Raw genomic sequence first — 24,402 nt, forward strand, 5'->3', positions numbered from 1 at the left:
TTTAGAAAAACCGTTTTGACCATTCAAAACGGTTTTTTCTTGTCTTTTTTTTGATGTGATATCGAAGAGGATCGACAAGCGTAAAACCGATCAACCCTTCGTGATCAGGCGTCGAGAAAAGAAATTCAATGCCTGATAAATGATAGGTTGAGAGAACTTCTTGATCCGTAAAACGTAACGAAAGCTCGTCCTCATAAACGGGTGTGTGCTTCAAAACCTCGGCTTCTTCTGCAAATAACTCCAGCCCAGCCACTCGGCCCTCTTTGTCGATGTCTACGTTCACACATTCATTCACGTCTAATTCAATGGTTTCTTTGATTGTCCCGATTCGAGGCGGGATGAGATAGATATATCCAATGCCGATCGTTTGATCATATGTGATGGTTCTTTTCAAATCATTCACCTGCTTGGTCGATAGTAAAATGTTCCTTTCATGTATAATATCATGTGATGAGATGAAGTAGCTCTCATTTCAGTTCAGCATCGATCTATTTATCTCCCTCAGCGCCTCTTGAATCATTCACCTCGCCTAAAATGAAAATCGACTATTTTCAAAAGAATGAAACTTTTAGCTGAAGGAGGTTACCCATTTTTTGCGGTGTCTGATTTTGTTATAATATTTAAATGGAATGAAACGAATGGAGGAACGTTTTTCATGTATGATGTTACCGAGTGGAAGCATGTCTTTAAACTCGATCCAAATAAAGAGATTTCCGATGAACAACTTGAAGCGATTTGTGAATCCGGTACGGATGCCATTTTAATTGGCGGCAGTGACAATGTGACAGAAGACAACGTGCTGCAACTGATGTCAAAGGTGCGCCGCTTTCTTGTGCCATGTGTCCTTGAAATCTCGACACATGAGATGATTGTGCCTGGCTTTGACCTGTATTTTATCCCCACTGTGTTAAACAGCGCTCATCCTGATTGGATTGTTGGTCTGCATAAGGATGCGATGAAGGAATACGGTGATTTGATGTCAATGGAAGAGATTGTGCCGGAAGGATATGTCATCTTAAACGAAGAGTGTAAAGCGGCTAAGCTGACAGAGGCAAATACGGCACTGGATATAGATGACGTAAGGGCTTATGCGAGAGTGGCAGAGCACTTGATGAAACTGCCCATCTTCTATTTAGAATACAGCGGAACGCTTGGAGATATAGAGCTTGTGAAAGAAACAAAAGCAGTGCTACATGAAACGGTTCTATTTTATGGCGGCGGTATTGAAAGCGAAGAGCAGGCGAAAGACTTTGCACAGCACGCAGACGTTGTCGTCGTGGGAAACGTCATTTATGACAATTTTAAAGAAGCGTTAAAGACAGTCGACGCAGTGAAAAAGTCATCATAGTCAAACAAGACGAAACGGGTTAAAATAGAACATAAGTTCGAATTGGCGGTGAATGAAATGAATGAAATATCGAATCATCTATTAGAAGGGCTGAATGACGCGCAGAAAGAAGCGGTCAAAGCAACAGACGGGCCGCTGCTACTGATGGCAGGAGCAGGTAGTGGAAAAACACGAGTGCTCACGCATCGAATTGCGTATTTAATGGCAGAAAAGCATGTGGCACCGTGGAATATTTTAGCGATTACCTTTACAAATAAAGCAGCAAGAGAAATGCGTGAGCGTGTACAAGCCATTTTAGGGCCTGGTGCGGATGACATTTGGATTTCTACGTTCCACAGCATGTGTGTACGCATTTTACGACGCGATATTGACCGTATTGGTGTGAATCGCAACTTTTCTATATTAGACACATCTGACCAGCTTTCAGTCATTAAAAACATTTTAAAAGAACGAAATATCGATCCTAAAAAGTTTGATCCACGTAGCATTTTAGGTTCAATCAGTAGTGCAAAAAACGAACTCATTGACGCAGAGGAATACGCAAAAACAGCCGGTGACTTTTACGATCAAGTCGTGAGCGATGTCTACACAGATTATCAAAAACGATTACTCAAAAACCAATCACTCGATTTTGATGATCTTATTATGATGACGATTCGTCTGTTTGAGCGAATTCCTGAAGTATTAGAACACTATCAGCGAAAATTCCAATACATTCATGTCGACGAGTATCAGGATACAAACAGAGCGCAGTACATGCTTGTGAAACTGCTCGCGCAGCGTTTTCAAAATATATGTGTGGTCGGTGACTCGGATCAGTCTATCTATCGCTGGCGTGGAGCGGATATTACAAACATTCTTTCCTTTGAAAAAGATTATCCGTCCAGTGAAGTGATCTTGCTTGAGCAAAATTACAGATCGACCAAACGTATTCTGAATGCCGCAAACACGGTGATTCAAAACAATTCAAACCGTAAGCCGAAAAATCTTTGGACAGAAAATGATGAAGGAGCGAAGATTGCCTATTACCGTGCGGATAATGAATTCGGTGAAGGTCAATTTGTCGCTGGAAAGATTCGTCAGCTTCATCAGAGCGGCAAGCGTAAATTATCTGATTTTGCGATCCTCTATCGAACGAACGCTCAGTCACGTGTCATAGAGGAAACGTTAATGAAGGCGAACATTCAATACAACATCGTCGGCGGCACGAAGTTCTATGACAGAAAAGAGATCAAGGACATTTTGGCATACTTACGCCTTGTGGCAAATCCAGATGACGATATTAGTTTTGCGCGCATTGTCAACGTACCAAAGCGTGGAATTGGGGCGACTTCTGTTGATAAAATTGCCGCATACGCAGAAATGAATGATCTCTCTATGTTTGAAGCACTTGGTCAGGTGGATTTCATTGGACTCAGTGCAAGAGCTGCCAATGCACTTGATGAATTCAAACAGCTCATTGATCAAATGACAAATATGCAGGATTATTTATCTGTCACAGAATTAACGGAAGAGATCCTAGAGAAAACAGGCTACCGTGAAGCACTGAAGATCGAAAAAACGATTGAAGCACAAAGCCGTTTAGAAAATATTGACGAGTTTCTATCGGTCACTAAAAACTTTGAAGAACAAAATGAAGATAAATCACTTGTCACCTTCCTGACAGACCTCGCCCTCGTCGCAGACATTGATAAGCTGGATGAGGCTGAGGAAGAAGATCAGGATGCGGTCATTTTAATGACGCTTCACGCCGCAAAAGGGCTGGAATTCCCCGTTGTGTTCTTAATGGGCATGGAGGAAGGCGTCTTCCCGCACAGCCGTTCATTAATGGAAGATGCCGAGATGGAAGAAGAGCGCCGTCTTGCTTATGTAGGGATCACACGGGCCGAAGAAGAGCTTTATTTATCAAGTGCGAAGATGAGAACGTTATTCGGCCGGACGAACATGAATCTGGAATCACGATTTATCAGAGAAATACCAGCTGATTTATTGGACAACCTAAATGAGAAAAAAGAAACGAAAACACCGTTTGGCCAAACGAGAGAAAGACCGCAAAGACGAGGGCCTGTCTCACGTCCCCAAACGCAAACCATTCAAAACACAGGCGGCGGCAGCATTGGCTGGGCTGTCGGTGATAAAGCCGCTCATAAAAAATGGGGCGTTGGCACGGTTGTGAGTGTAAAAGGTAGTGGAGATAGTACAGAGCTTGATATTGCCTTCCCAAGCCCTACAGGCATTAAGCGTCTCCTTGCCGCCTTTGCGCCAATCGAAAAGCAATAAACTGATAGGACTGACAAAACGGATGAAGTGAAAGGAAGAAGCAGATGGATAAAGAAGCAGCGAAACGCCGGATCGAGGAACTACACCAGATTTTGAATCAATACAACTACGAATATCACACACTGGATCGTCCAAGTGTTCCTGACGCTGAATATGATGCGCGGATGCGTGAGCTGATCTCTCTGGAGGAAGAATACCCTGATTTAAAAGCAGCGGATTCACCCTCGCAAAGAGTAGGCGGTGCTGTTTTAGACGCCTTCCAAAAAGTACGTCACGGCACACCGATGCTCAGTCTCGGCAATGCGTTTCATGAACAGGACCTTCTTGATTTTGACCGCCGGGTTCGTCAAGCAGTCGGTGACGACGTCGCTTACAATGTCGAGCTGAAAATTGACGGACTCGCTGTTTCTCTCCGTTATGAAAATGGCGTGTTTGTCCGGGGTGCCACGCGGGGTGATGGGACAACAGGTGAGGATATAACCGAGAACCTCAAAACCATTCGTTCCATCCCGCTCAAAATCAATCGGCCTCTGTCGATTGAAGTGAGAGGCGAGGCATTTATGCCAAAACCTTCTTTTGAAGCCCTTAACGAAAAAAGATTACAAAACGAAGAAGAGCCGTTTGCGAACCCGCGTAATGCGGCTGCTGGCTCACTTCGTCAGCTCGATACGAAAATTGCAGCGAAACGAAACCTTGATATCTTCGTCTACAGTATAGCGGAGCTTGATGAAATTGGTGTTAATACGCAAAGCGCAGGACTTGATCTTCTCGATGAGCTTGGCTTTAAAACGAACAAAGAAAGACGGATGTGCCAAACCATTGAAGAAGTGATCGACCTCATTGAAACACTGAAAACAAAGCGTGCTGATTTCTCATACGAAATCGATGGCATTGTCATTAAAGTCAATTCATTGGCACAGCAAGAAGAACTAGGCTTCACAGCAAAAAGTCCACGCTGGGCTGTTGCGTACAAATTTCCGGCCGAAGAAGTCGTGACGAAGCTGATTGATATTGAACTAAGTGTGGGGCGTACTGGCGTCATCACCCCAACAGCGATTCTTGAGCCTGTAAAAGTGGCAGGGACGACAGTACAGCGTGCTTCTCTTCATAATGAAGATTTGATCAAAGAGAAGGATATCCGCCTTTTTGATCAAGTGATTGTCAAAAAAGCGGGCGATATTATCCCAGAGGTTGCAGGGGTTCTTGTTGATCAGCGAACAGGAGAAGAAGAGCCGTTTCACATGCCGACTGAATGTCCAGAGTGTCATAGTGAGCTGGTCAGAATTGAAGGAGAAGTGGCGCTTCGGTGCATCAATCCACAATGCCCCGCCCAAATACGTGAAGGACTCATTCACTTTGTGTCTCGTAATGCGATGAATATTGATGGGCTAGGCGAGCGAGTCATTACACAACTTTTCAAAGAACAGCTTGTCTCTCGTGTATCAGACCTTTACCGTTTAACAAAAGAAGAGTTGATTCAGCTAGAACGAATGGGCGAGAAATCAGTCGATAACTTACTGCGTTCGATCGAGCAATCGAAAGAAAACTCTCTTGAACGTTTATTGTTTGGACTTGGTATTCGATTTATTGGTTCTAAAGCAGCGAAGACATTGGCCATGCACTTTGAGGATATCGATCAGTTAAAACAAGCAACGAAAGAACAATTACTTGAAGTAGATGAAATTGGTGAAAAAATGGCCGATGCAGTCGTCACGTACTTTGAGAAAGAAGAAATACTTGATTTGCTAAATGAACTAAAAGAACTTGGGGTCAATATGACCTACACAGGGCCAAAACCCGTGAAAGTAGAAGAAAGTGATTCCTACTTTGCAGGAAAAACGATTGTGCTGACGGGGAAATTAGAAGAAATGTCTCGTAATGATGCAAAGGCAGCGATCGAAGCATTAGGCGGCAAGTTAGCAGGTAGTGTAAGTAAAAAAACAGACTTAGTCATTGCCGGCGAAGCAGCTGGAAGTAAGCTGACAAAGGCAGAAGAACTCAATATTGAAATCTGGGACGAAGCCAAAATGCTCGAGGAGCTAAAGAAATAAGAGGAGTGTTTTCTATTGAAAAAGTTGCTATTGCTGCTGACAATGCTCACACTGGTATTGTCAGCGTGTGCACCTTTTGGGGGAAAGGATGAGGAAGAGGTCACACAAAAAACGGATGAAACGAAAGAAACAGCGATCATCCCAATGTACAACATCTCTGATTCCTATTACAAAATGGTGCTGCCGTTTAAACAAGGAGCGGCAAGAGGACTAACTGCAGAGCGTCTCAATACACGCTTAGACATTGATGAATTTGAAACAGGACTCATGCGCCTGGCAACAGAATCATTCAATACAAACGACTATCTGTTCCAAGAAGGACAGCATTTAGATGAAGATACTGTTCTCAGCTGGCTTGCCCGCAAAAAAACAGGCAGTGATCTGAAAAAAGCTGAAAAAGAAGACAAAGACTTTAAGAACTTAGGTTTAAACCCTGCTCTTCCAAACTCAGGTTCAACAAAGTCAAAAAATGAAAATAGTCCAATCTACTTAGCTTCCATGCTAGAACATAATTACTTAATCAGAAAAGATAAAAATAGCTTACAGCTTGGTGGGGTTGTCATCGGTCTTGCGCTTAACTCTGTCTATTATTATCGCGAAAATATCGGAGATCCTCAGCAAGAGGTGACCATCGATTCATCGAAGAATTCAAAGAAACTTTTAGCAGAGGGCGAAAAAATTGCGGAACAAGTCATTAAACGACTTCGTCAAATGGACGGACTGCAAAAAGTCCCAGTCATGATTGCTCTTTATAAACAAGCACCAAAATCATCTATTGTTCCAGGAAACTTCATCGCTAAAACTGATGTAAAAGCAGGATCAGCTGATATTGGCAGTTGGGATACGATTAAAGAAGAGAATGTCTTCTTCCCTTCAGATAATGCTAAGAGCAGCTACAAAGATGATTCAGAGCGATTTGACCGCTTCAAGACAAAGGTAGAAGACTACTTCCCGAATTACACAGGTGTGGTAGGCAAAGGTTTCTATAAAAACGGGAACTTGCAAAAAATGAAAGTAGAAATTCCAATGCAATTCTACGGAAAAACAGAAGTCGTGGCATTCACGCAATACTTAACAGGTGAAGTCATGGATTACTATAAGAGCACCAATATAGAAATCAACATCACCTCTTCTGATCAGCAAGAAGCCCTCATCACAAAAAATGCTGAAGATAAAGAACCAACGGTCCATATATATGACTAAATAAAAACCGCCTTTTGGCGGTTTTTTATTTCTAATTAGAGGAATCTTTCAACTTTTGTCAAAGTATGTGAGGAAATCAAAAGGAAAGGCAGGTATGTTGATGCTCGTATAAATGCTGATTACCGTCATGTATAAGTAAAAAGACGATAAAAGGAGAATCAGCATGCATAAAGAAGTAAAAGCACGATACGATGAACAAATGGTCTTAAAGAAAGCGGCTCTACTCTATCATTTTCAGCCAGAACAGGTCACATTTCTAGCCGATGCAGAAAATTATGTGTATGAATATACGGATGAAAAAGGGTCGAGTTATATATTGAAAATCACCCATACCATTCGCCGATCCCGCACATATATTCTAGGAGAAATGGACTGGATTCGGTATTTATCTCAACATGGAATCTCAGTAGCTAAACCGGTTTTATCCGCAAGAGGAAAAGATGTTGAAGCGATTCCCGATCAAGCAGGAGGCGCTTTTTTGCTGAGAGTGTACGAAAAGGCGCCCGGCAGAAAAGTGACCGAAGCAGATTGGAATGGACAGTTGTTTCAAGCGTTAGGAGCCTATACAGGGCGTATGCATCAAACGACTAAACAATATCAAGTGAAAGATCCTCGCTATAAGCGTCAAGAGTGGTATGAGGAGGAGCAATTAAAGCTTGAAACGTATATTCCTTCTGATCAAACGGTTGTGTTGCAGAGAAAAGACGAACTGATGCAAAAGCTTCACCAGCTCCGAATATCCAAGGATGTCTATGGACTGGTGCATGCGGATTTACATCACGGGAACTTCCATTATCATCAGGGAGAAATCATTGCATTTGATTTTGATGATTGTGGGTATCACTGGTTTATCAATGATATAAGCATTTTGCTATACAACGTTCTTTGGTATCCGGTGATTCCGTATGAGGATAAAGCTGAATTTACGGGTGAATTTATGAGCCATTTTCTCAAAGGCTATCGACAGGAGAATGAGCTTGATGACGCATGGTTGGCGACAATACCAGATTTCCTTATGCTGCGTCATATGCTTATTTATGGGCTTTTACATCAAGCATTTGATCTCCGAACACTAAGCGCTGACGAAAGTGCCATGCTGGCGCGTTTTCGAAAGGAGATTGAGGACAAAACCCCAATTACGCCTTTTGACTTTCATCAGCTAACAACATAAATCAAAAGCCCCTTGCTGTTTCACATAGCAAGGGGCTTTTTATCCTACACCGTATCACACTTCACACCAACAACGCCTTCTAAATCTTTAATATCAAAGTACACATCGGTTGTATAGCGGTCTTTATGTACGCGAACACGTACTTCCATGATCGGATAGTCTTTTTCCTTTAAATCATCAATACGTACAGAATGAATACGAATATTGAGTGCTTTCATTTCTTTTAAAATCTCTGTCATACGGTTTCGATCAGAAAGTGACATTCTGATGCGGATTTCTTTTTCCTGTAACCGAATGGGTCCAATCCGCTGGAAGAGCCAAGGTAAAAATTCCACACTGACAAGAATAAAGAAAAGACTGAGGAAGGCTTCTTTATAAAAACCTGCACCTGTTGCAACCCCAAGTCCTGCTGCTCCCCAAATCATCGCAGATGTCGTAAGACCTGAGATGACATCATTGCTTTTGCGAAGAATCACACCTGCTCCAATAAAACCAACACCAGATATAATTTGCGCCGGTAACCTGAGTGGGTCCATTTGAAGCTTAGAGACTCGAGGGAAATTGTAGGCTGCATCAATGCTGATGATGGTTAATACGCAGGAGCTGACAGCAATGACAATACACGTTTTCAGCCCAAGCGGCTTTTTCTTAAGTTCGCGTTCAAGACCGATGATCAAACCGATTAAGGTGGCAACGGCTAATTTTAAGACCGTATCCCATTCAATTGTCCAAAACATGCGTATCGCTCCTTTCACTTCATGTACGTTTCACATCATGTATATGATCTTCTCACAGCCCATATGGCTGCACAACTTCTATTTTATTCAGAAACGGGAGAAAGAAAAGCATTTTATTTAAAAATAAAGAGAGTCATCCGCATAATGCAGATGACTCCTCATTTCTGGTTATTTTGTTTCTTCTTCGAGATGGTCTTCCATTTTGTTAAATAGCTGCTTTGATGCTTTTGTCGGTTTACTTGTCATTAAGCTCACAACAATTGCGGCTAAGCCACTTAACGTAAAGCCAGGAATCATTTCATAGATACCTGTTGAATGGTTGAGACCTGTCGTGATCCATGTAAGAACCACAACGGCACCCACAATCATTCCGACAAGTGCACCGTGATGATTCATTCGTTTCCAGTATAGGCAAAGCAAGATGACTGGACCGAATGAAGAACCAAATCCTGCCCAAGCATAACCGACGAGGTCAAGAATGGTGTCGCTTGGGTTTAGAGATAGACAAAGAGCAATAATCGCAACAACGAGTACAGACATACGACCAATCATCACAAGCTCTTTATCTGAGGCTTTCTTTCTAAAAAACGTTCTGTATAAATCCTCTGTCATGGCACTTGCTGTCACAAGCAGCTGAGAAGAAATTGAACTCATAATGGCTGCTAAAATGGCAGAAAGTAAGAATCCAGTAATGTAAGGATGGAACAATACTTTAGAAAAGACGATAAAGATCGTTTCAGGATCAGCAAGGTTCATACCCGTTTCATGTACGTATGCGACACCAACTAAACCAACAGATAGTGAACCAATAACAGAGATAATCATCCAGCTCATTCCGATTCGGCGTGCTGGTTTTAAATCTTTTACGGACGTAATCGCCATAAAACGTACGATAATATGAGGCTGTCCAAAGTAACCTAATCCCCAAGCGAGGAAGGAAATAATGCCAATGACGCTCGTTCCTCTAAAAATATCAAGCAATTTAGGGTCAATCTGTTGAATATCATTGAATGTGGCAACAGGTCCACCTAATTGAGTAAAGGCAACGATCGGCACGAGCACTAATGCTAAAAACATAATAGCTCCTTGGACAAAGTCCGTTAAGCTCACTGCTAGAAATCCACCGAACAGTGTATACAAAATCACGATACTTGATGTCAATATCAGACCAAACATGTAGTGAGCACCGAATGCTGACTCAAATAAACGTCCGCCTGATACCATCCCAGATGATGTATACAACGTAAAGAAGATTAAAATGATGACGGCTGAAACTGCTTTTAATAAAGCAGATGATCCTTTGAATCGTTTGTCAAAGAAATCAGGAATCGTAATGGCATCATCAGCAATTTCTGTATAAGAACGTAAACGAGGTGCAAGAATTAAATAGTTCAAATAAGCACCGACAATTAAACCAATTGCAAGCCAGGTTGTCGATAAACCTGTTTTATACATTTCACCTGGTACACCCATCAGCATCCAACCACTCATATCCGCAGCACCTGCTGATAGAGCTGTAACGAATGGACCAAGACCTCGTCCACCAAGCATATAATCATTTAAATCATGTGTTTTCCTAAACGCATACCAACCAATGGCAAGCATCCCGATAAAATAGATAGATAAGGAAATCGTAACTTCAATACTCATTTTGTTTTCTCACCTTTTTCGTATTAATTTGACATCACCTCAATCAAAATATACAGAAGTGCTAGACAGAAATGACATTTCACTCTGCTATGGTTACTTAACCTATCAGAGTATTCCCAAGTGATCAACCTTCTTAAACATCTTTATCTTTAAGAAAAAATGCACGGATCGGTGATAAGCTTCTATATGTATGCGTTTACAAAAATAAACTAAAGTAAAAATTTTCTGAAAAATAAAAAGTCACCTTGATGAATATTTTAGACACTGGCTGCATCACAATGACATATTAGTGGACAAAGCCTTTCTAGACGTCCTCGTAAAGTTGCTTTAGAACAGTAAAATTTGATATGATAAAGTGTATATGACTTATGATCATGACCACGAACACGTATCATTTTTGGAGGTGAACCTGCATGTCAAGAATTTCAATAGAAGAAGTAAAGCATGTTGCGCATTTGGCACGGCTTGCGATTACAGAAGAAGAAGCTGAGATGTTTACAGAACAGCTTGATAGCATCATTTCATTTGCAGAGCAGTTAAACGAGGTAGATACGGAAAACGTTGAACCAACAACACATGTATTAAAAATGAAAAACGTCATGAGAGAAGATGTTCCGAATAAAGGTCTTTCCATTGAGGCAGTCATCAAAAACGCGCCTGATCATAAAGACGGCTATATTCGTGTGCCATCAATTTTGGACTAAAGGAGGCCTGAGGCATGTCACTGTTTGACCACAAAATTTCTGAATTAAAAGAGCTTTTACATAAAAAGGAACTATCTGTTTCTGATCTAGTGGACGAGTCTTACAAACGAATCCATGAAGTAGACGGGAAAGTACAAGCATTCCTAGCGCTGGACGAAGAGAAAGCACGTGCGTACGCAAAGGAATTGGACGAGGCCGTTGGTGAAAAGGACGAGCTTGGTCTATTGTTCGGTATGCCGATCGGTGTCAAAGATAACATCGTGACGAAAGATTTACGTACAACGGCATCAAGTAAAATCTTGCAAAACTTCGATCCTATTTACGATGCAACCGTTGTGAACCGCTTAAGAGAAGCGGAAGCTGTCACAATCGGTAAATTAAACATGGACGAATTTGCGATGGGATCTTCTACGGAGAACTCAGGCTTCAAAGCAACGAAGAACCCGTGGAATTTAAATACAGTTCCAGGTGGGTCAAGTGGTGGCTCAGCAGCATCTGTTGCAGCTGGAGAAGTACCATTCTCTCTTGGATCAGATACAGGCGGCTCCATTCGCCAGCCGGCATCATTCTGTGGTGTTGTTGGTCTTAAACCAACGTATGGCCGTGTATCTAGATACGGTTTAATCGCATTTGCTTCATCATTAGATCAAATTGGGCCGATTACGCGTAATGTTGAGGACAATGCATATGTTCTTCAAGCGATTTCTGGTGTTGATCAAATGGACGCAACGAGTGCAAATGTCGATGTCCCAGATTTTCTTTCTTCATTAACTGGCGACATCAAAGGATTGAAAATTGCTGTGCCAAAAGAATATCTTGGCGAAGGTGTTGGCGAAGAAGCAAAAGAGTCTGTTCTTCAAGCGTTGAAAGTATTAGAAGGACTTGGTGCGACATGGGAAGAAGTGTCTCTTCCGCATTCTAAATATGCGCTTGCGACTTACTACTTGCTTTCATCTTCAGAAGCATCTGCAAACCTTGCGCGTTTTGACGGTATTCGCTATGGCTACCGTACAGACAATGCAGACAACCTGATTGATTTATATAAAAATACCCGTTCTGAAGGCTTTGGAGACGAAGTCAAACGCCGCATCATGCTTGGCACATTCGCTCTAAGCTCAGGATATTACGATGCATACTATAAAAAGGCACAAAAAGTCCGTACGCTGATCAAAAAAGACTTTGAAGATGTTTTCGAAAAGTATGATGTCATTGTAGGACCAACAACACCAACTCCGGCATTTAACATTGGTGAAAAGACAAGCGATCCACTGACGATGTATGCAAACGATATTTTAACGATCCCTGTTAACCTTGCAGGCGTTCCAGGAATCAGTGTGCCTTGTGGATTTGCAAATGGTCTTCCGTTAGGACTGCAAATCATCGGTAAACACTTTGATGAAGGAACCGTTTACCGCGTGGCTCACGCTTTCGAACAAGCAACAGATCATCATAAAGCAAAACCTGAACTGTAAGGGGTGAATCAGAATGAACTTTGAAACGGTAATTGGACTTGAAGTCCACGTAGAGCTCAAAACACAATCAAAAATTTTCTCAAGCTCACCGACGCCTTTTGGTGCGGCTGCCAATACGCAAACAAGTGTCATCGATCTTGGTTATCCTGGCGTACTGCCTGTGCTGAACAAAGAAGCGGTGAACTTTGCGATGAAAGCAGCAATGGCACTGAACTGTGAGATTGCAACTGATACAAAATTTGACCGTAAAAACTATTTCTATCCTGATAACCCAAAGGCGTATCAAATTTCTCAATTTGATAAACCGATCGGTGAAAACGGCTGGATTGAAATTGAAGTAGACGGCAAGACAAAACGAATTGGTATTACACGTCTTCATTTGGAAGAGGATGCAGGAAAACTGACGCACACAGGCGACGGTTATTCACTCGTCGATTTCAACCGTCAAGGTACACCACTTGTTGAAATCGTATCTGAGCCTGACATTCGTACGCCAGAAGAAGCGTATGCTTACTTAGAAAAATTAAAATCCATTATTCAATATACAGGCGTTTCTGACTGTAAGATGGAAGAAGGCTCACTACGTTGTGATGCCAACATTTCTCTTCGTCCAATCGGTCGTGAAGAGTTTGGAACGAAAACAGAGCTGAAGAACTTAAACTCATTTGCTTTCGTCCAAAAAGGTCTTGAGTTTGAAGAAAAACGTCAAGAGCAAGTATTGCTTTCTGGCGGCTTGATCGAACAAGAAACTCGCCGCTATGACGAGGCGTCTAAAAAGACGATCCTCATGCGTGTCAAAGAAGGCTCTGATGATTACCGCTACTTCCCAGAACCAGATTTGGTGGAGCTGTATATTGATGACGAGTGGAAAGAACGCGTAAGAGCATCCATTCCAGAGCTTCCAGACGAGCGCCGCAAACGCTACATTGATGAACTTGGACTTCCAGCCTATGACGCAATGGTACTGACGCTGACAAAAGAAATGTCTGATTTCTTTGAAGCGACCATTTCAGAAGGTGCTGAAGCGAAGCAAGCATCAAACTGGCTCATGGGTGAAGTATCTGCGTACTTAAACTCGGCTCAAAAAGAGCTGGAAGATACGAAGCTAACGCCGCAAGGACTGGCTGGCATGATCAAGCTTATCGAAAAAGGAACGATTTCTTCTAAGATTGCCAAAAAGGTATTCAAAGAACTTATCGAAAATGGGGGCGACGCAGAAACAATCGTCAAAGAAAAAGGACTTGTCCAAATTTCTGACGAAGGTGCACTGCTCAAACTTGTCACAGAAGCTCTTGATAACAATCCGCAATCCATTGAAGACTTCAAAAATGGAAAAGACCGCGCGATTGGTTTCTTAGTCGGACAAATCATGAAAGCATCGAAGGGCCAAGCAAACCCACCGATGGTCAACAAGATTCTTCTTGAAGAAATCAAAAAACGATAAATCGCAAAAACCGCCTCTTCATTGAGGCGGTTTTTTTGTTGATGGATATGACAGGGTCTTATCACAGATTCAGACCACCGCCGTATATCAATTCATTGGTTCTTTTTTTATAATGAAGCATAAGCTTTAGCACATATTCGAAGGGGATAAAGGTGAACTAAAGTGAACATTGCCACGTATTGTCATTGGAGGAATAGCTTCAATTGTTCCACAGTTCTTTGGACAGCGGAGTTCTCACACGTTTCTAAATTTGTTAGCATCCCTTGAATGACCGGCTTGCGAGGCTCATCTTTGGCCAATTCTTCTTCAATAACTTCAATGGATACAAGGGTATCATCCGAAAGCAGATGCTCAGATTTTAACAATCGAAGCTCTTCTTGAAGAGTAGCGGCATTTGGCACTTCGTCATCCCAAATGTTTTGCTTTAGAATCGGCTTCGCATGAGAACGGAGAAGCCCATGCACCAAATCATCAAATCGGTCGAGAATAAAGGATGAGAGCTGATCACATGATAATTGCATCTGATCTTGTAAAAGCAGTACTTGCACATAAGATTGGATGATTCCTTGAATCATGACTGACAGGTCAGTTATATATGGTTCGATCTCCTGTCCATACGTGGTCAAAATAGAAATTTGGATTTCATCATTCATCTGCTTTTTAACCGTTTTGGAATACTTTTTAATTTGCTGATTTTCCGGAATAATGTTCTCGCTGAGGATCAAAATGATAAAATCCTTGTTCTCAGCAAAGTGCTGGAACTGTTCAGCGATTTGTTTCTGAAAGATATCTCTAGGCGCAAGATGCTGATTTTCTTTTCGAATCTTTTCAATACTTTGCATAGATGTGTCGATATAATATTCAAACGCTCTGTTGAAAAGCTGTTCTTTTGATTTGAAATGCAAATAAAATGCACCTTTAGAAATTCCGCATTCATCTGCAATTTCCTGAATGGTCGTAGAAGAAAAACCTTTTTTCGCAAACAACTGAATGCTTGCTTTAATGATTTTTTCTTTTTTTTCGTTCATGAAATAAGGCCCCTTCAGCTTTAGAATGTTACGTCAAACGCAAGTGAAATGGTTGACGGCATTGTATATCACCGTTTATTATGATATAGAATGACCAGTCAGTCAATACATAAAGGAAAATGGAGGACATAATGAATTCGATCATCAATTTTGTATTAAAGAACAAGTTCGCTGTATGGCTCATGACGATTATCGTAACAGTTGCTGGTCTATATGCCGGATTGAATATGAAACAAGAATCAATCCCGAATATCAACACTCCAGTCATTACGGTTTCTACAACGTATCCTGGCGCAACGCCGGACGAAGTATCAGATAAGGTGACAGACCCAATTGAGAAGTCGATACAAAACCTCAATGGGGTGAATGTGGTCACTTCTAATTCTTTTGAAAATGCCTCATCGATTCAAATCGAGTACGATTACAATAAAGATATGGATGAAGCAAAGAAGGAAATTGAAGATGCCATTAGCAATATCAATTTTCCAGAAAATGCAGAAAAACCAAAAATCACACGTTTTAGCATCAATGCGATTCCAATCTTAGCTCTAAGTGTCTCCGGTGATAAAGAATCATTACAAGACCTGACACAAAAAGTGGAAAATGATCTTATTCCTTCTCTTCAAAGCTTAGAGGGTGTCTCGTCTGTCGAAGCTTCTGGACAACAAATCAAAGAAGTAGAATTTTCTTTTAAACAAAAGAAATTGAAGGAATATGGTTTAGATGAAGAAACTGTCCAAAACATGATCAAAGGCTCTGATGTCAATGTACCTTTAGGGTTATACACATTTGGCAACAAGCAAAAATCAGTCGTAGTGGATGGCAATATTTTAAGTGTTAAAGATTTGAAAAACATGCGAATTCCTGTCACACCAAGTGCAAGCGCAGGAGCTGGTGCATCTGCTAGCGGCTCAGAAAATGCAGGTGCTCAAGGTACCGATCAGCAGGCTGGAAGTGCAAGTCAGCAGCAAGCAGCAGCTCAGCAACAAACAGGTGCAGGTGCAGCAAGCGGTCAATCGGTAGAACTGCCGACGATCAAACTTTCTGAGATAGCAGATATTAAAGTCGTGAAAGATGCAGAATCAATTTCTAGAACGAACGGAAAAGACAGTATCGGTTTGCAAATTGTCAAAGGCTCTGATGCCAACACAGTGAGTGTAGCAGAAGCAGTCACAAAAGAACTTGATACATTCAAAAAAGACAATAAAGGAATCAAAGTCAGCACGACATATGATCAAGCAGAGCCGATTAAAGAATCTGTCAGCACAATGCTGAACAAGGCGATCATCGGAGCAATCTTTGCGATCATTATCATCATGTTGTTCCTTCGAGATATCAAATCAACATTAATTTCGGTCATCTCCATTCCGTTATCCCTGTTGATTGCTGTTTTATTATTAAATCAGCTCGATATCACATTAAATATCATGACACTTGGTGCCATGACAGTCGCCATTGGACGTGTTGTCGATGACTCGATTGTCGTCATAGAAAACATCTATCGACGAATGGCGTTAAAAGATGAACCGTTAAAAGGTAAAGCACTCGTTAGAGAAGCCACAAAAGAAATGTTTATTCCGATTATGTCTTCGACGATTGTCACAATTGCGGTATTCTTGCCATTAGCGCTAGTGGGTGGAATGATTGGTGAATTATTCATCCCATTTGCATTAACCATTGTGTTTGCTCTAATGGCTTCACTACTTGTTGCCATTACAATCGTTCCAATGATGGCTCACAGCCTATTTAAAAAGAACCTGTATGGCAAAGCGAAAAAGGTAAAAGAACACAAACCAAGCAAACTTGCTGGTGGTTATAGACGTGTACTCAATTGGACATTGAACCATAAATGGATCACGTCAGGAATTGCGATTTTGATGCTGGTCGGAAGCTTATTCCTCGCACCACTTGTCGGTGTCAGCTTCTTACCACAGGAAGCAGAAAAAACGGCAATGGTGACATACACGCCAGAGCCTGGACAAACGAGAGAACAAGCCGTTGCTGAAACGAAAAAGGCAGAAGATTACTTAATGAAACGTGATCATGTCAATACGGTTCAATATTCATTAGGCTCTTCAAATGCAATGACAGCAAGTGTTGGCGGAAACTCTAACGGTGCATTATTCTTCGTACAATACGACGAGGACACACCGAACTTTGATAAAGAAAAAGATCGTATGGTTAAAGCCCTTCAAGACAAAACGTCTAAAGGGGAATGGAAATCACAAGACTTCTCATCTGCTGGCGCAAGCAATACAGTGACGTACTATGTGTACGGTGACAAAGCAAGTGATATTGAAGGCACAGTCAAAGATGTCGAGAACATTTTAAAAGATGAGAAGAACTTGAAAAACGTCAGCACAAGCTTATCTGAGAAGTATGACGAATATACGTTTAATGCAGATCAAGAAAAACTGGCGAAACTAGGCTTAACCGCTTCACAAATCGCACAGGCGATCGCTCCTCAAAGTAATGAAACAACGTTGACGAAAGTAACAGAGGACGGCAAAGAACTAGATGTGAAGCTTCAAACGGAAAAAGATGAATACAAGAGTAAAAAAGATCTAGAGAATAAAAAGATCACAACACCAACAGGACAACAAGTCCGAATTGGCGATGTGGTGAAAGTGAAAGATGGCACAACAGCAAACACTGTAACAAAGCGTGATGGGAAGATTTACGCTGAAGTATCTGGTGACATGACAACAGACGACGTATCAAGTGTGACACAAGATGTCCAGAAGAAAGTTGACAAGCTTGATTTAAAATCTGGCGTTACGATTGATACAGGCGGTGTAAGTGCGGATATTGAGGAATCCTTTACACAGCTAGGACTCGCAATGCTTGCAGCGATTGCGATTGTATACCTCGTTCTCGTCATTACATTTGGCGGAGGTCTTGCACCATTTGCGATTCTGTTCTCACTTCCATTTACGGTTATTGGGGCACTCGTTGGATTGTTTGTAGCGAAAGAAACCATCAGTTTAAATGCCATGATTGGATTGCTGATGCTAATCGGAATCGTTGTAACAAATGCCATTGTCTTGATTGACCGAGTGATTCATAAAGAAAAAGAAGGTCTTTCAACAAGAGAAGCTTTACTTGAAGCAGGTACAACAAGATTACGCCCAATCTTAATGACGGCACTTGCGACAATTGGTGCATTGCTGCCACTCGCATTAGGTTTTGAAGGCGGAAGTCAGATCGTATCAAAAGGACTTGGCGTCACCGTTATTGGCGGTTTAACAAGTTCTACACTTCTCACATTGGTCATCGTGCCAATCGTGTATGAAATCTTAAGCAAGTTTAGACGTAAGAAAAAGTACGCTGAAGAAGAGTAAGAGGAAGCCCCGCTAATGAGCGGGGCTTCAGCGTGTAGACAAACACTCGCATTCTTTGTCAATCCTGCGTTCCGGTGCTCACGAATGTCAAATTCGCTCCGCGCCGGTACTCGTCCTTCCTAGGGCTGCAAAGGTTTTCTATCACGTTGAAAAGAAGACACAGGGCTAAAAAAGTATAATTTAGTCCTTTGTCAACAATCTGAGCCCCGCTAATAAGCGGGGCTTTTTTATGATGAAATCTGACAAACCGCTTTTCTCATCAGCTCTTCAAAGGCCTCGAAAAAGGCATCCCGATCGACGTGGTCAATGACTTGAATCAATTTTCCATCTGGATGTTCTTCGGTACGTCCTTGTTTTGGTGTTTCGGTATAAACAATTGCATTCATTTCTTTTGAACGGGTAAATGAGGTAGATGCAAGAGTGATCGTTGTCAGCACATCCCATAAGTAGTAAGTCGAGTTCGTTTCGTGATGAATGAGAGGCGGACAAAAGGCATAACATTGTCCAATAAAGTCAATCCCGATGTGAGAGCGAAGGGAAGCCCAGCGTTGACGGACATCGAGTGTGAGCGGGACTTGATTCGTGCTTTCCAGTGCGACCATTTCAATTGGAAAACGCTCTTGAAATACGGTGCTCACAGCATAAGGGTCCCAAAAAGCATTCCATTCTGCTGTTCCATCATGCTCGGGTTCTTCGACATTGCCTTTTTCAAGGAATGTGCCGCCCATCCACACCAGTTTCTCAATTTTATTTGAGATGGAAGGATCTTCTTCTAAGGCGCGTGCAAGGTCTGTGAGCGGTCCTGTAAAGAGCAGCGTAACAGGTTCAGTTGACTTTTTCACCGTTTCAATCAGGTGAAGATGTGCAGGAAGCTTAGATACTTTTGTATCAACAGCACCTTTTTCGTTTAAAATCGGCAGGGCATCTACATAAAAGGCATGCATACGCCATTCCTTTGGAAATGGATTCACACCTCTAGAATTGGAAGCGGCTACTTCAATCTCATATGGGCTAAATCGATCAATAATTTTCTGAGAAGCGCTCAGCGCAGGCTCTAAATAACAATCAGCAGGAATCACAGACGTCCCGATCACTTTCAGGTGTTCCATTTGAAGAAGCAGAAATAAGGACACGAGATCATCAACACCGCCGTCATGATTGAAATAGACAGGCTTTTTCATAGCATTCCATCCTTTTCATCGTTTTCCTTTATCTTATCAGAATGCTGATCTGCTGAGGGAAACGTACCGTGAGATTTCAAATATTAGGGGGTTGTTCTGTTGCCATTTTCAAATCTCATAGTATAATTAAAGGTTGTTAGTGGTGAAAATAGATTGCATAATGATAATAGGATGATGATGAATGAAACGTGCTCGAATTATATACAATCCGACATCTGGACGTGAACTCTTTAAGAAGAATTTACCGCAGGTTTTGCAAAAATTTGAACAGGCTGGCTATGAAACATCTTGTCATGCGACGACATGTGCAGGAGATGCAACACAAGCAGCCGAAAAAGCCGCACAGAGAGACTTTGATTTAATTGTAGCAGCTGGTGGAGACGGCACGATTAATGAAGTCGTCAACGGATTAGCGCCGCTTGAAAAAAGACCAAAATTAGGAATCATTCCAGTTGGAACGACCAATGACTTCGCAAGAGCACTTGGCATTCCAAGAGAAGATATTTTAAAAGCGACAGATGCCATCATTGATGGTGTAGCAAAGCCGCTTGATATTGGTAAAGTGAATGGACAGTATTTCATTAATATTGCGGGAGGCGGCCGATTAACAGAGCTGACCTATGAAGTGCCTAGTAAGCTGAAAACCATGCTAGGACAACTTGCGTATTATTTGAAAGGCATGGAGATGCTTCCTTCCATTCGCCCGACAGAAGTCGAAATTGAATATGACGGCAAATTGTTTCATGGAGAAATCATGCTGTTTCTTGTTTCACTAACAAACTCAGTAGGCGGCTTTGAAAAGCTGGCACCAGATTCTATTTTAGATGACGGTATGTTTGACCTGATTATTTTAAAGAAGGTTAACCTAGCAGAAGCCATTCGAGTGGTCAGTCTTGCACTTCGAGGCGAGCATATTCATGATAATAATGTCATCTACGCAAAAGCGAATCGCGTAAAGGTAGATGTAAAAGATAAAATGCAATTGAATTTAGATGGTGAATACGGCGGCATGCTGCCAGGTGAATTTGAAAACCTGTATCGCCATATTGAATTTATTGTGCCAAAAGCAACAGCTGAAAAAATAGGGTGAAGACTGAACTTGGTTCCTTATGGCGGCCAAGTTTTTCTTTGCAAATGAGGTGATAAAATTGGTGAAAATGAAACCGCCTGTTGAAAAGAATGAATACTACAATGTAACCTTCGAAGACTTAACGCATGAAGGTGCAGGTGTAGCGAAAATTGAGGGTTTCCCTGTGTTTGTACCGAATGCCCTTCCTGACGAACAAGGGAAAATCAAAGTCACACGTGTCAAAAAAGGATTTGCTTTTGGACGACTCATGGAGCTGACAAAGGAAAGTCAGCACAGGCAAGATGCGCCATGTCCTATCTATAAGCAGTGCGGAGGCTGTCAAATTCAGCACATGAGCTATGAAGGCCAGCTGCTTTTTAAACAGAAACAAGTAAAGGACGTATTGGAGCGGATCGGCAAGCTTGATATGAGCCGTGTAAAAGTTCATCCTGTACTCGGCATGGAAGACCCTTGGAATTACCGAAACAAAGCACAAGTACCAGTTGGCGAACGGGAAGGCGGACTTGTTGCAGGATTTTATCAGCAGCGTACCCATGAAATCATTGATATGGAAAAATGCTTGATCCAGCAATCAGAAAATGACGAAGTGGTACAGGCAGTAAAAGACATCTGCAATGCGTTTGGCATCAAAGCATATAACGAAGAGCGGCACAAAGGCTGGCTGCGTCATGTCATGGTTCGCTACGGCATTGCAACAGGTGAAATGATGGTTGTGTTTGTCACAAGAACGGCTGATTTTCCGCAAAAGCAACAGGTGATTGAGCAGATTATAGCACGCTTCCCGCATGTTCGGTCAATTGTACAAAACGTGAATTCTAAGAAGACAAATGTCATTTTCGGAGACGAAACAACCGTTTTATGGGGCGAAGAATACATTTATGACACGATTGGCGACATCAAATTTGCTATTTCACCCCGCTCGTTTTATCAAGTGAATCCAACTCAAACAAAGGTGCTTTACGACAAAGCGCTTGAATATGCCGAGCTGCAAGGAAAAGAAACCGTGATCGATGCGTATTGCGGAATCGGTACGATTTCCTTATTTCTCGCACAAAAAGCAGGCAGAGTATATGGCGTGGAAATTGTGCCAGAAGCGATTGAAGATGCAAAACGCAACGCTGACTTAAACGGAATCAACAACGTTGAATTCGCAGTCGGCGAAGCAGAAACCGTTATCCCAAACTGGTACAAAGAAGGCATCAAAGCAGATACGCTAGTGGTTGATCCGCCAAGAAAAGGCTGTGACGAAGCACTGCTTGATACGATTTTAAAGATGAAACCAAACCGTGTTGTATATGTGTCCTGTAATCCTGGGACGCTTGCTCGTGATTTGCGTATTCTTGAAGATGGTGGGTATGTGACGGAGGAAGTGCAGCCTGTGGATATGTTTCCGCATACGAGTCATGTGGAGTGCGTGGCGTCTTTATATAAATAAGGGTTTAAGAGTGTACAAGTTACGATTTATAACAAAATTAAAGAAAAAACAGCAGACCGCGGGAAATGCAAGAAATTTTGACAGAAAACCTTTTTATTGATCGAAAAGAGATGATGCGCTGATCAAATAAGAATATTTCCTTGATTTGTTGGCCGAGGGGCATGCGAAAGGAATTACGATAAATAGCCGTTGGATTTAAAAAGGTATCTTCAAATAAAACAAAGTTTACGAAATATGTTCAGTTAAAACAAAAGAAAGCTCTTCTTTATTAGAGGGGCTTTCTTTTGTTATCCGTCTGTTATTTATCATTGTCCAAATCCCATATTTTTTGACCATCCGGTAAATATACTGCTGTTGGTGGATCGTTATAAAGGGAAATTTCAGTAAAAGCATTACCTTCTTTCAGCCATTCATAAACAATACCACAATTATTGGTAGGATTAGCTAATATTTTATTCGCTTTAAATCCAGCAGCATGGTATTCCGTGTAATTTACATCGTCATCTTCTAATCCATTGTCTGTTTCATAAACAGTATCTAGTTTACCGATAATTCTAAAACCATTTTCCCATTCTAGTATCATATCACTTTTTTCAAAATCTATTAATGTTCTAATTAATGAATCGTATCCCATGTATATCCCCTTCTGATAATGATTTTTATGGTCTCGCTGGTACTATGTGAGCTCCATCTTTTCCGTAATGTATCAATCCGTTAGTAGTTTAATCCGTTAGTAGTTTCTAGATACGTTTTGGATTTGTGATCATAGTATTTTCCTATTACTTGACCAAAATTTATTCTTTCTCTATTTTTAGTGAACATATCACCTTTTCCTGCAAATTTATCTAGTAATTCTTGTGCCTTTTTATTGTCTCCATAGAATATACTCTTGGTTTTACCATTCGCAACTTCTTGCTTATAGTTAGGTGCATCAGGAATATGTTTCTCTTGAGCGCCTGGTTTTACTTTTGCCGGGAACCCATTTACTTCACGATACGGACCTTTTGGTACGGAGTGTTTGCCGAAGGAAGGTGTTTTGACAATCTTCTTGGCTACTTTCTCTCCTTTCATGATTTTAAATACGTATTTTCCAACTTTAGCGATTTTAGCTACGGGTATCATGTACAAGCTTGATACTAGACGGTCCATGTCAGCGACTTTGTCACCTGATACAGGGTCTCTCCCTGTTATGATTCGAATTGCATCATTTATTCCTGTAAATTCAACCGCTGTATTTAAGATTTTTGGGGTTTGTTTTAAGTCGGAAATCTTTGTGATGCTCTCAATATTCACTTTGTTTTGGTCCGTTATTCGTAACCGATAGAGCATTCCATCTCGAATAACGTCAACTATTTTGGCATTTGCGAAGTCAATCTTTTCATCTGTATTATATACTTTTCCATTTACGAACACGGCGTCTTGATTAATTTTATTAGAGGGTTTCCTATTTACAACCGTATCCACATTCGATCGCTCTTTATCATTCAGCTTATTCAGCATGATCGCCATTGGATTTCCATCGGGATTGTCTATTTTTTTATTCAATTCGTTTAGGTTACTGCTGATCTTTTTGTCTTCCTTATCTTTGAGAATGGACCCTTTTTGATAGGTGGTGATCCCGATTTTTGCACCAGTGAACATTGTGCCTAGAGTGTCTATGTATTCTTTCATTGTTTGTATGGAGTTCTTGGTTTCATTCAAAGCACTGGCTTGTTCTCTGTCAAAGGCATGGAGCGTACCGATGGTTTTTGAGATGTTCATCCAGGCTTTTTGGTAACTGACTTGAAAAGCAGACTCGTCCACAATTGGTAAATGAATAATATGGCTGACTTTGCCGATGGCACTGCTCACATCTGACATGATATCAGATACAGCTGTTTCGGCATTTTTTAAACCTTGATCAAGCTCATGCTCGAGAAATGCTTGTGAGATAAAGCCATTTTCATTTGATTTAAATGCGTGAAGTGCATTCTGTACCTTTTGGAGTACGGAGGTGTATTCTCCAATCGTGACTTGAAAGAATTGCAAGAAAGGGATATGGCACTCTGAGTAAAACGCTCGAATCGCTTCTCCAGCTTCCCCCTTTAGTGCGCCATCCAATGAAATGATTCGATTGATTTGGCTTTCAAGGGATTTGATATGTAGTGATTGTTGTTTTAACTGTGTCAGTGTTTGATCAATTGCATGGTGCAAAGTTTTAACATCTAACGTTTTCATGGTATTCTCCTTTAATGCTTGGTCGCAATCAATAGAGATTTTACCATTAT

General features: G+C 41.4%; 17 protein-coding genes and 1 pseudogene. 11 read left to right on the forward strand and 7 right to left on the reverse strand.

The genetic code is table 11. The annotated features are described in order from the left end of the window. Position 1 precedes the first annotated feature (1 nt). Positions 2 to 403 (reverse strand): DUF2283 domain-containing protein, encoded by a 402-nt coding sequence (locus ACTJKA_RS15205; protein WP_234898371.1) that lies wholly within the window; start codon positions 401 to 403, stop codon positions 2 to 4. A gap of 252 nt (positions 404 to 655) precedes the next feature. Between ACTJKA_RS15205 and ACTJKA_RS15210 the strand changes: the two genes are divergently transcribed. The 5 genes from ACTJKA_RS15210 (at position 656) to ACTJKA_RS15230 (ending at position 8,053) form a co-directional block, all read left to right on the forward strand. Next, positions 656 to 1,348: a heptaprenylglyceryl phosphate synthase gene (locus ACTJKA_RS15210; RefSeq protein WP_008344257.1), complete on the forward strand. Its 693-nt coding sequence runs from the start codon at positions 656 to 658 to the stop codon at positions 1,346 to 1,348. Positions 1,349 to 1,405: 57 nt separating this feature from the next. Beyond that, positions 1,406 to 3,628 (forward strand): DNA helicase PcrA, encoded by a 2,223-nt coding sequence (pcrA, locus tag ACTJKA_RS15215; protein ID WP_017366764.1) that lies wholly within the window; start codon positions 1,406 to 1,408, stop codon positions 3,626 to 3,628. 44 nt (positions 3,629 to 3,672) lie between these two features. After that, the gene (gene ligA / locus ACTJKA_RS15220) at positions 3,673 to 5,679 is read left to right on the forward strand and encodes an NAD-dependent DNA ligase LigA (RefSeq protein WP_017366765.1); all 2,007 of its coding nucleotides are present in this window, start codon (positions 3,673 to 3,675) and stop codon (positions 5,677 to 5,679) included. Positions 5,680 to 5,694: 15 nt separating this feature from the next. Continuing rightward, complete coding sequence (locus ACTJKA_RS15225) at positions 5,695 to 6,882, forward strand: CamS family sex pheromone protein (protein WP_008344253.1); 1,188 nt, start codon at positions 5,695 to 5,697, stop codon at positions 6,880 to 6,882. Positions 6,883 to 7,045: 163 nt separating this feature from the next. Continuing rightward, positions 7,046 to 8,053 carry a phosphotransferase enzyme family protein gene (locus ACTJKA_RS15230; protein WP_046527516.1) on the forward strand — a complete coding sequence of 336 codons (1,008 nt, stop codon included), beginning with the start codon at positions 7,046 to 7,048 and terminating at the stop codon, positions 8,051 to 8,053. A gap of 44 nt (positions 8,054 to 8,097) precedes the next feature. On the opposite strand, the gene ACTJKA_RS15235 is transcribed toward ACTJKA_RS15230, so the two are convergent. Together ACTJKA_RS15235 and putP are read right to left on the reverse strand one after the other, a co-directional pair. Further along, positions 8,098 to 8,790, reverse strand: coding sequence for an MgtC/SapB family protein (locus tag ACTJKA_RS15235; RefSeq protein WP_008344247.1), 693 nt, complete (start codon positions 8,788 to 8,790; stop codon positions 8,098 to 8,100). A 168-nt stretch (positions 8,791 to 8,958) separates the two neighbouring features. Further along, on the reverse strand, positions 8,959 to 10,440 hold the full coding sequence (putP, locus tag ACTJKA_RS15240) for a sodium/proline symporter PutP (protein WP_017359800.1): 1,482 nt from the start codon (positions 10,438 to 10,440) through the stop codon (positions 8,959 to 8,961). A 413-nt stretch (positions 10,441 to 10,853) separates the two neighbouring features. Here putP and gatC point away from each other — a divergent pair, with 413 nt between their 5' ends. From gatC to gatB, 3 genes are read left to right on the forward strand one after another with little or no spacing between them, the layout of a single operon-like run. After that, entirely contained in the window at positions 10,854 to 11,144 is a 291-nt protein-coding gene (gatC, locus tag ACTJKA_RS15245) for an Asp-tRNA(Asn)/Glu-tRNA(Gln) amidotransferase subunit GatC (RefSeq protein WP_003213898.1), read from the forward strand. A gap of 14 nt (positions 11,145 to 11,158) precedes the next feature. Next, positions 11,159 to 12,616, forward strand: a complete 1,458-nt coding sequence (gatA, locus tag ACTJKA_RS15250; protein ID WP_007496857.1) for an Asp-tRNA(Asn)/Glu-tRNA(Gln) amidotransferase subunit GatA — start codon at positions 11,159 to 11,161, stop codon at positions 12,614 to 12,616. Positions 12,617 to 12,629: 13 nt separating this feature from the next. Further along, complete coding sequence (gatB, locus tag ACTJKA_RS15255; protein ID WP_007496855.1) at positions 12,630 to 14,060, forward strand: Asp-tRNA(Asn)/Glu-tRNA(Gln) amidotransferase subunit GatB; 1,431 nt, start codon at positions 12,630 to 12,632, stop codon at positions 14,058 to 14,060. Between the two features lie 182 nt (positions 14,061 to 14,242). Here gatB and ACTJKA_RS15260 read toward each other — a convergent pair whose 3' ends face one another. Beyond that, a complete protein-coding gene (locus tag ACTJKA_RS15260) occupies positions 14,243 to 15,088 on the reverse strand; it encodes a TetR/AcrR family transcriptional regulator (RefSeq protein WP_345912087.1) in 846 nt (281 codons plus the stop codon). Positions 15,089 to 15,219: 131 nt separating this feature from the next. On the opposite strand from ACTJKA_RS15260, the gene ACTJKA_RS15265 reads away from it, so the two are divergent. Beyond that, positions 15,220 to 18,429, forward strand: coding sequence for an efflux RND transporter permease subunit (locus ACTJKA_RS15265; RefSeq protein ID WP_098680483.1), 3,210 nt, complete (start codon positions 15,220 to 15,222; stop codon positions 18,427 to 18,429). 227 nt (positions 18,430 to 18,656) lie between these two features. On the opposite strand, the gene ACTJKA_RS15270 is transcribed toward ACTJKA_RS15265, so the two are convergent. Continuing rightward, entirely contained in the window at positions 18,657 to 19,610 is a 954-nt protein-coding gene (locus ACTJKA_RS15270; RefSeq protein WP_098680482.1) for a nucleoside hydrolase, read from the reverse strand. 181 nt (positions 19,611 to 19,791) lie between these two features. Between ACTJKA_RS15270 and ACTJKA_RS15275 the strand changes: the two genes are divergently transcribed. Continuing rightward, positions 19,792 to 20,700: a diacylglycerol kinase gene (locus tag ACTJKA_RS15275; protein WP_007496845.1), complete on the forward strand. Its 909-nt coding sequence runs from the start codon at positions 19,792 to 19,794 to the stop codon at positions 20,698 to 20,700. 61 nt (positions 20,701 to 20,761) lie between these two features. Continuing rightward, complete coding sequence (gene rlmD / locus ACTJKA_RS15280) at positions 20,762 to 22,135, forward strand: 23S rRNA (uracil(1939)-C(5))-methyltransferase RlmD (RefSeq protein ID WP_440607829.1); 1,374 nt, start codon at positions 20,762 to 20,764, stop codon at positions 22,133 to 22,135. Between the two features lie 298 nt (positions 22,136 to 22,433). Here the strand turns inward: rlmD and ACTJKA_RS15285 are convergent, their stop codons facing one another. Both ACTJKA_RS15285 and ACTJKA_RS15290 read right to left on the reverse strand, forming a co-directional pair. Then, positions 22,434 to 22,769, reverse strand: coding sequence for a hypothetical protein (locus ACTJKA_RS15285; protein WP_035703576.1), 336 nt, complete (start codon positions 22,767 to 22,769; stop codon positions 22,434 to 22,436). A gap of 25 nt (positions 22,770 to 22,794) precedes the next feature. Next, positions 22,795 to 24,352, reverse strand: a pseudogene (locus ACTJKA_RS15290) (T7SS effector LXG polymorphic toxin). Positions 24,353 to 24,402 lie beyond the last annotated feature (50 nt).

The sequence above is a fragment of the Bacillus sp. 22190 genome, assembly GCF_052045575.1.
Classification (GTDB): domain Bacteria; phylum Bacillota; class Bacilli; order Bacillales; family Bacillaceae; genus Bacillus; species Bacillus altitudinis.

Coding starts and splice junctions, on each gene's coding strand:
- ACTJKA_RS15260 (WP_345912087.1), bottom strand. CDS start 15,088: ATGAACGAAAAAAAAGAAAAAATCATTAAAGCAAGCATTCAGTTGTTT.
- ACTJKA_RS15230 (WP_046527516.1), top strand. CDS start 7,046: ATGCATAAAGAAGTAAAAGCACGATACGATGAACAAATGGTCTTAAAG.
- putP (WP_017359800.1), bottom strand. CDS start 10,440: ATGAGTATTGAAGTTACGATTTCCTTATCTATCTATTTTATCGGGATG.
- gatC (WP_003213898.1), top strand. CDS start 10,854: ATGTCAAGAATTTCAATAGAAGAAGTAAAGCATGTTGCGCATTTGGCA.
- ACTJKA_RS15265 (WP_098680483.1), top strand. CDS start 15,220: ATGAATTCGATCATCAATTTTGTATTAAAGAACAAGTTCGCTGTATGG.
- ACTJKA_RS15210 (WP_008344257.1), top strand. CDS start 656: ATGTATGATGTTACCGAGTGGAAGCATGTCTTTAAACTCGATCCAAAT.
- ACTJKA_RS15285 (WP_035703576.1), bottom strand. CDS start 22,769: ATGGGATACGATTCATTAATTAGAACATTAATAGATTTTGAAAAAAGT.
- gatA (WP_007496857.1), top strand. CDS start 11,159: ATGTCACTGTTTGACCACAAAATTTCTGAATTAAAAGAGCTTTTACAT.
- ACTJKA_RS15270 (WP_098680482.1), bottom strand. CDS start 19,610: ATGAAAAAGCCTGTCTATTTCAATCATGACGGCGGTGTTGATGATCTC.
- pcrA (WP_017366764.1), top strand. CDS start 1,406: ATGAATGAAATATCGAATCATCTATTAGAAGGGCTGAATGACGCGCAG.
- ACTJKA_RS15275 (WP_007496845.1), top strand. CDS start 19,792: ATGAAACGTGCTCGAATTATATACAATCCGACATCTGGACGTGAACTC.
- ACTJKA_RS15235 (WP_008344247.1), bottom strand. CDS start 8,790: ATGTTTTGGACAATTGAATGGGATACGGTCTTAAAATTAGCCGTTGCC.
- gatB (WP_007496855.1), top strand. CDS start 12,630: ATGAACTTTGAAACGGTAATTGGACTTGAAGTCCACGTAGAGCTCAAA.
- ligA (WP_017366765.1), top strand. CDS start 3,673: ATGGATAAAGAAGCAGCGAAACGCCGGATCGAGGAACTACACCAGATT.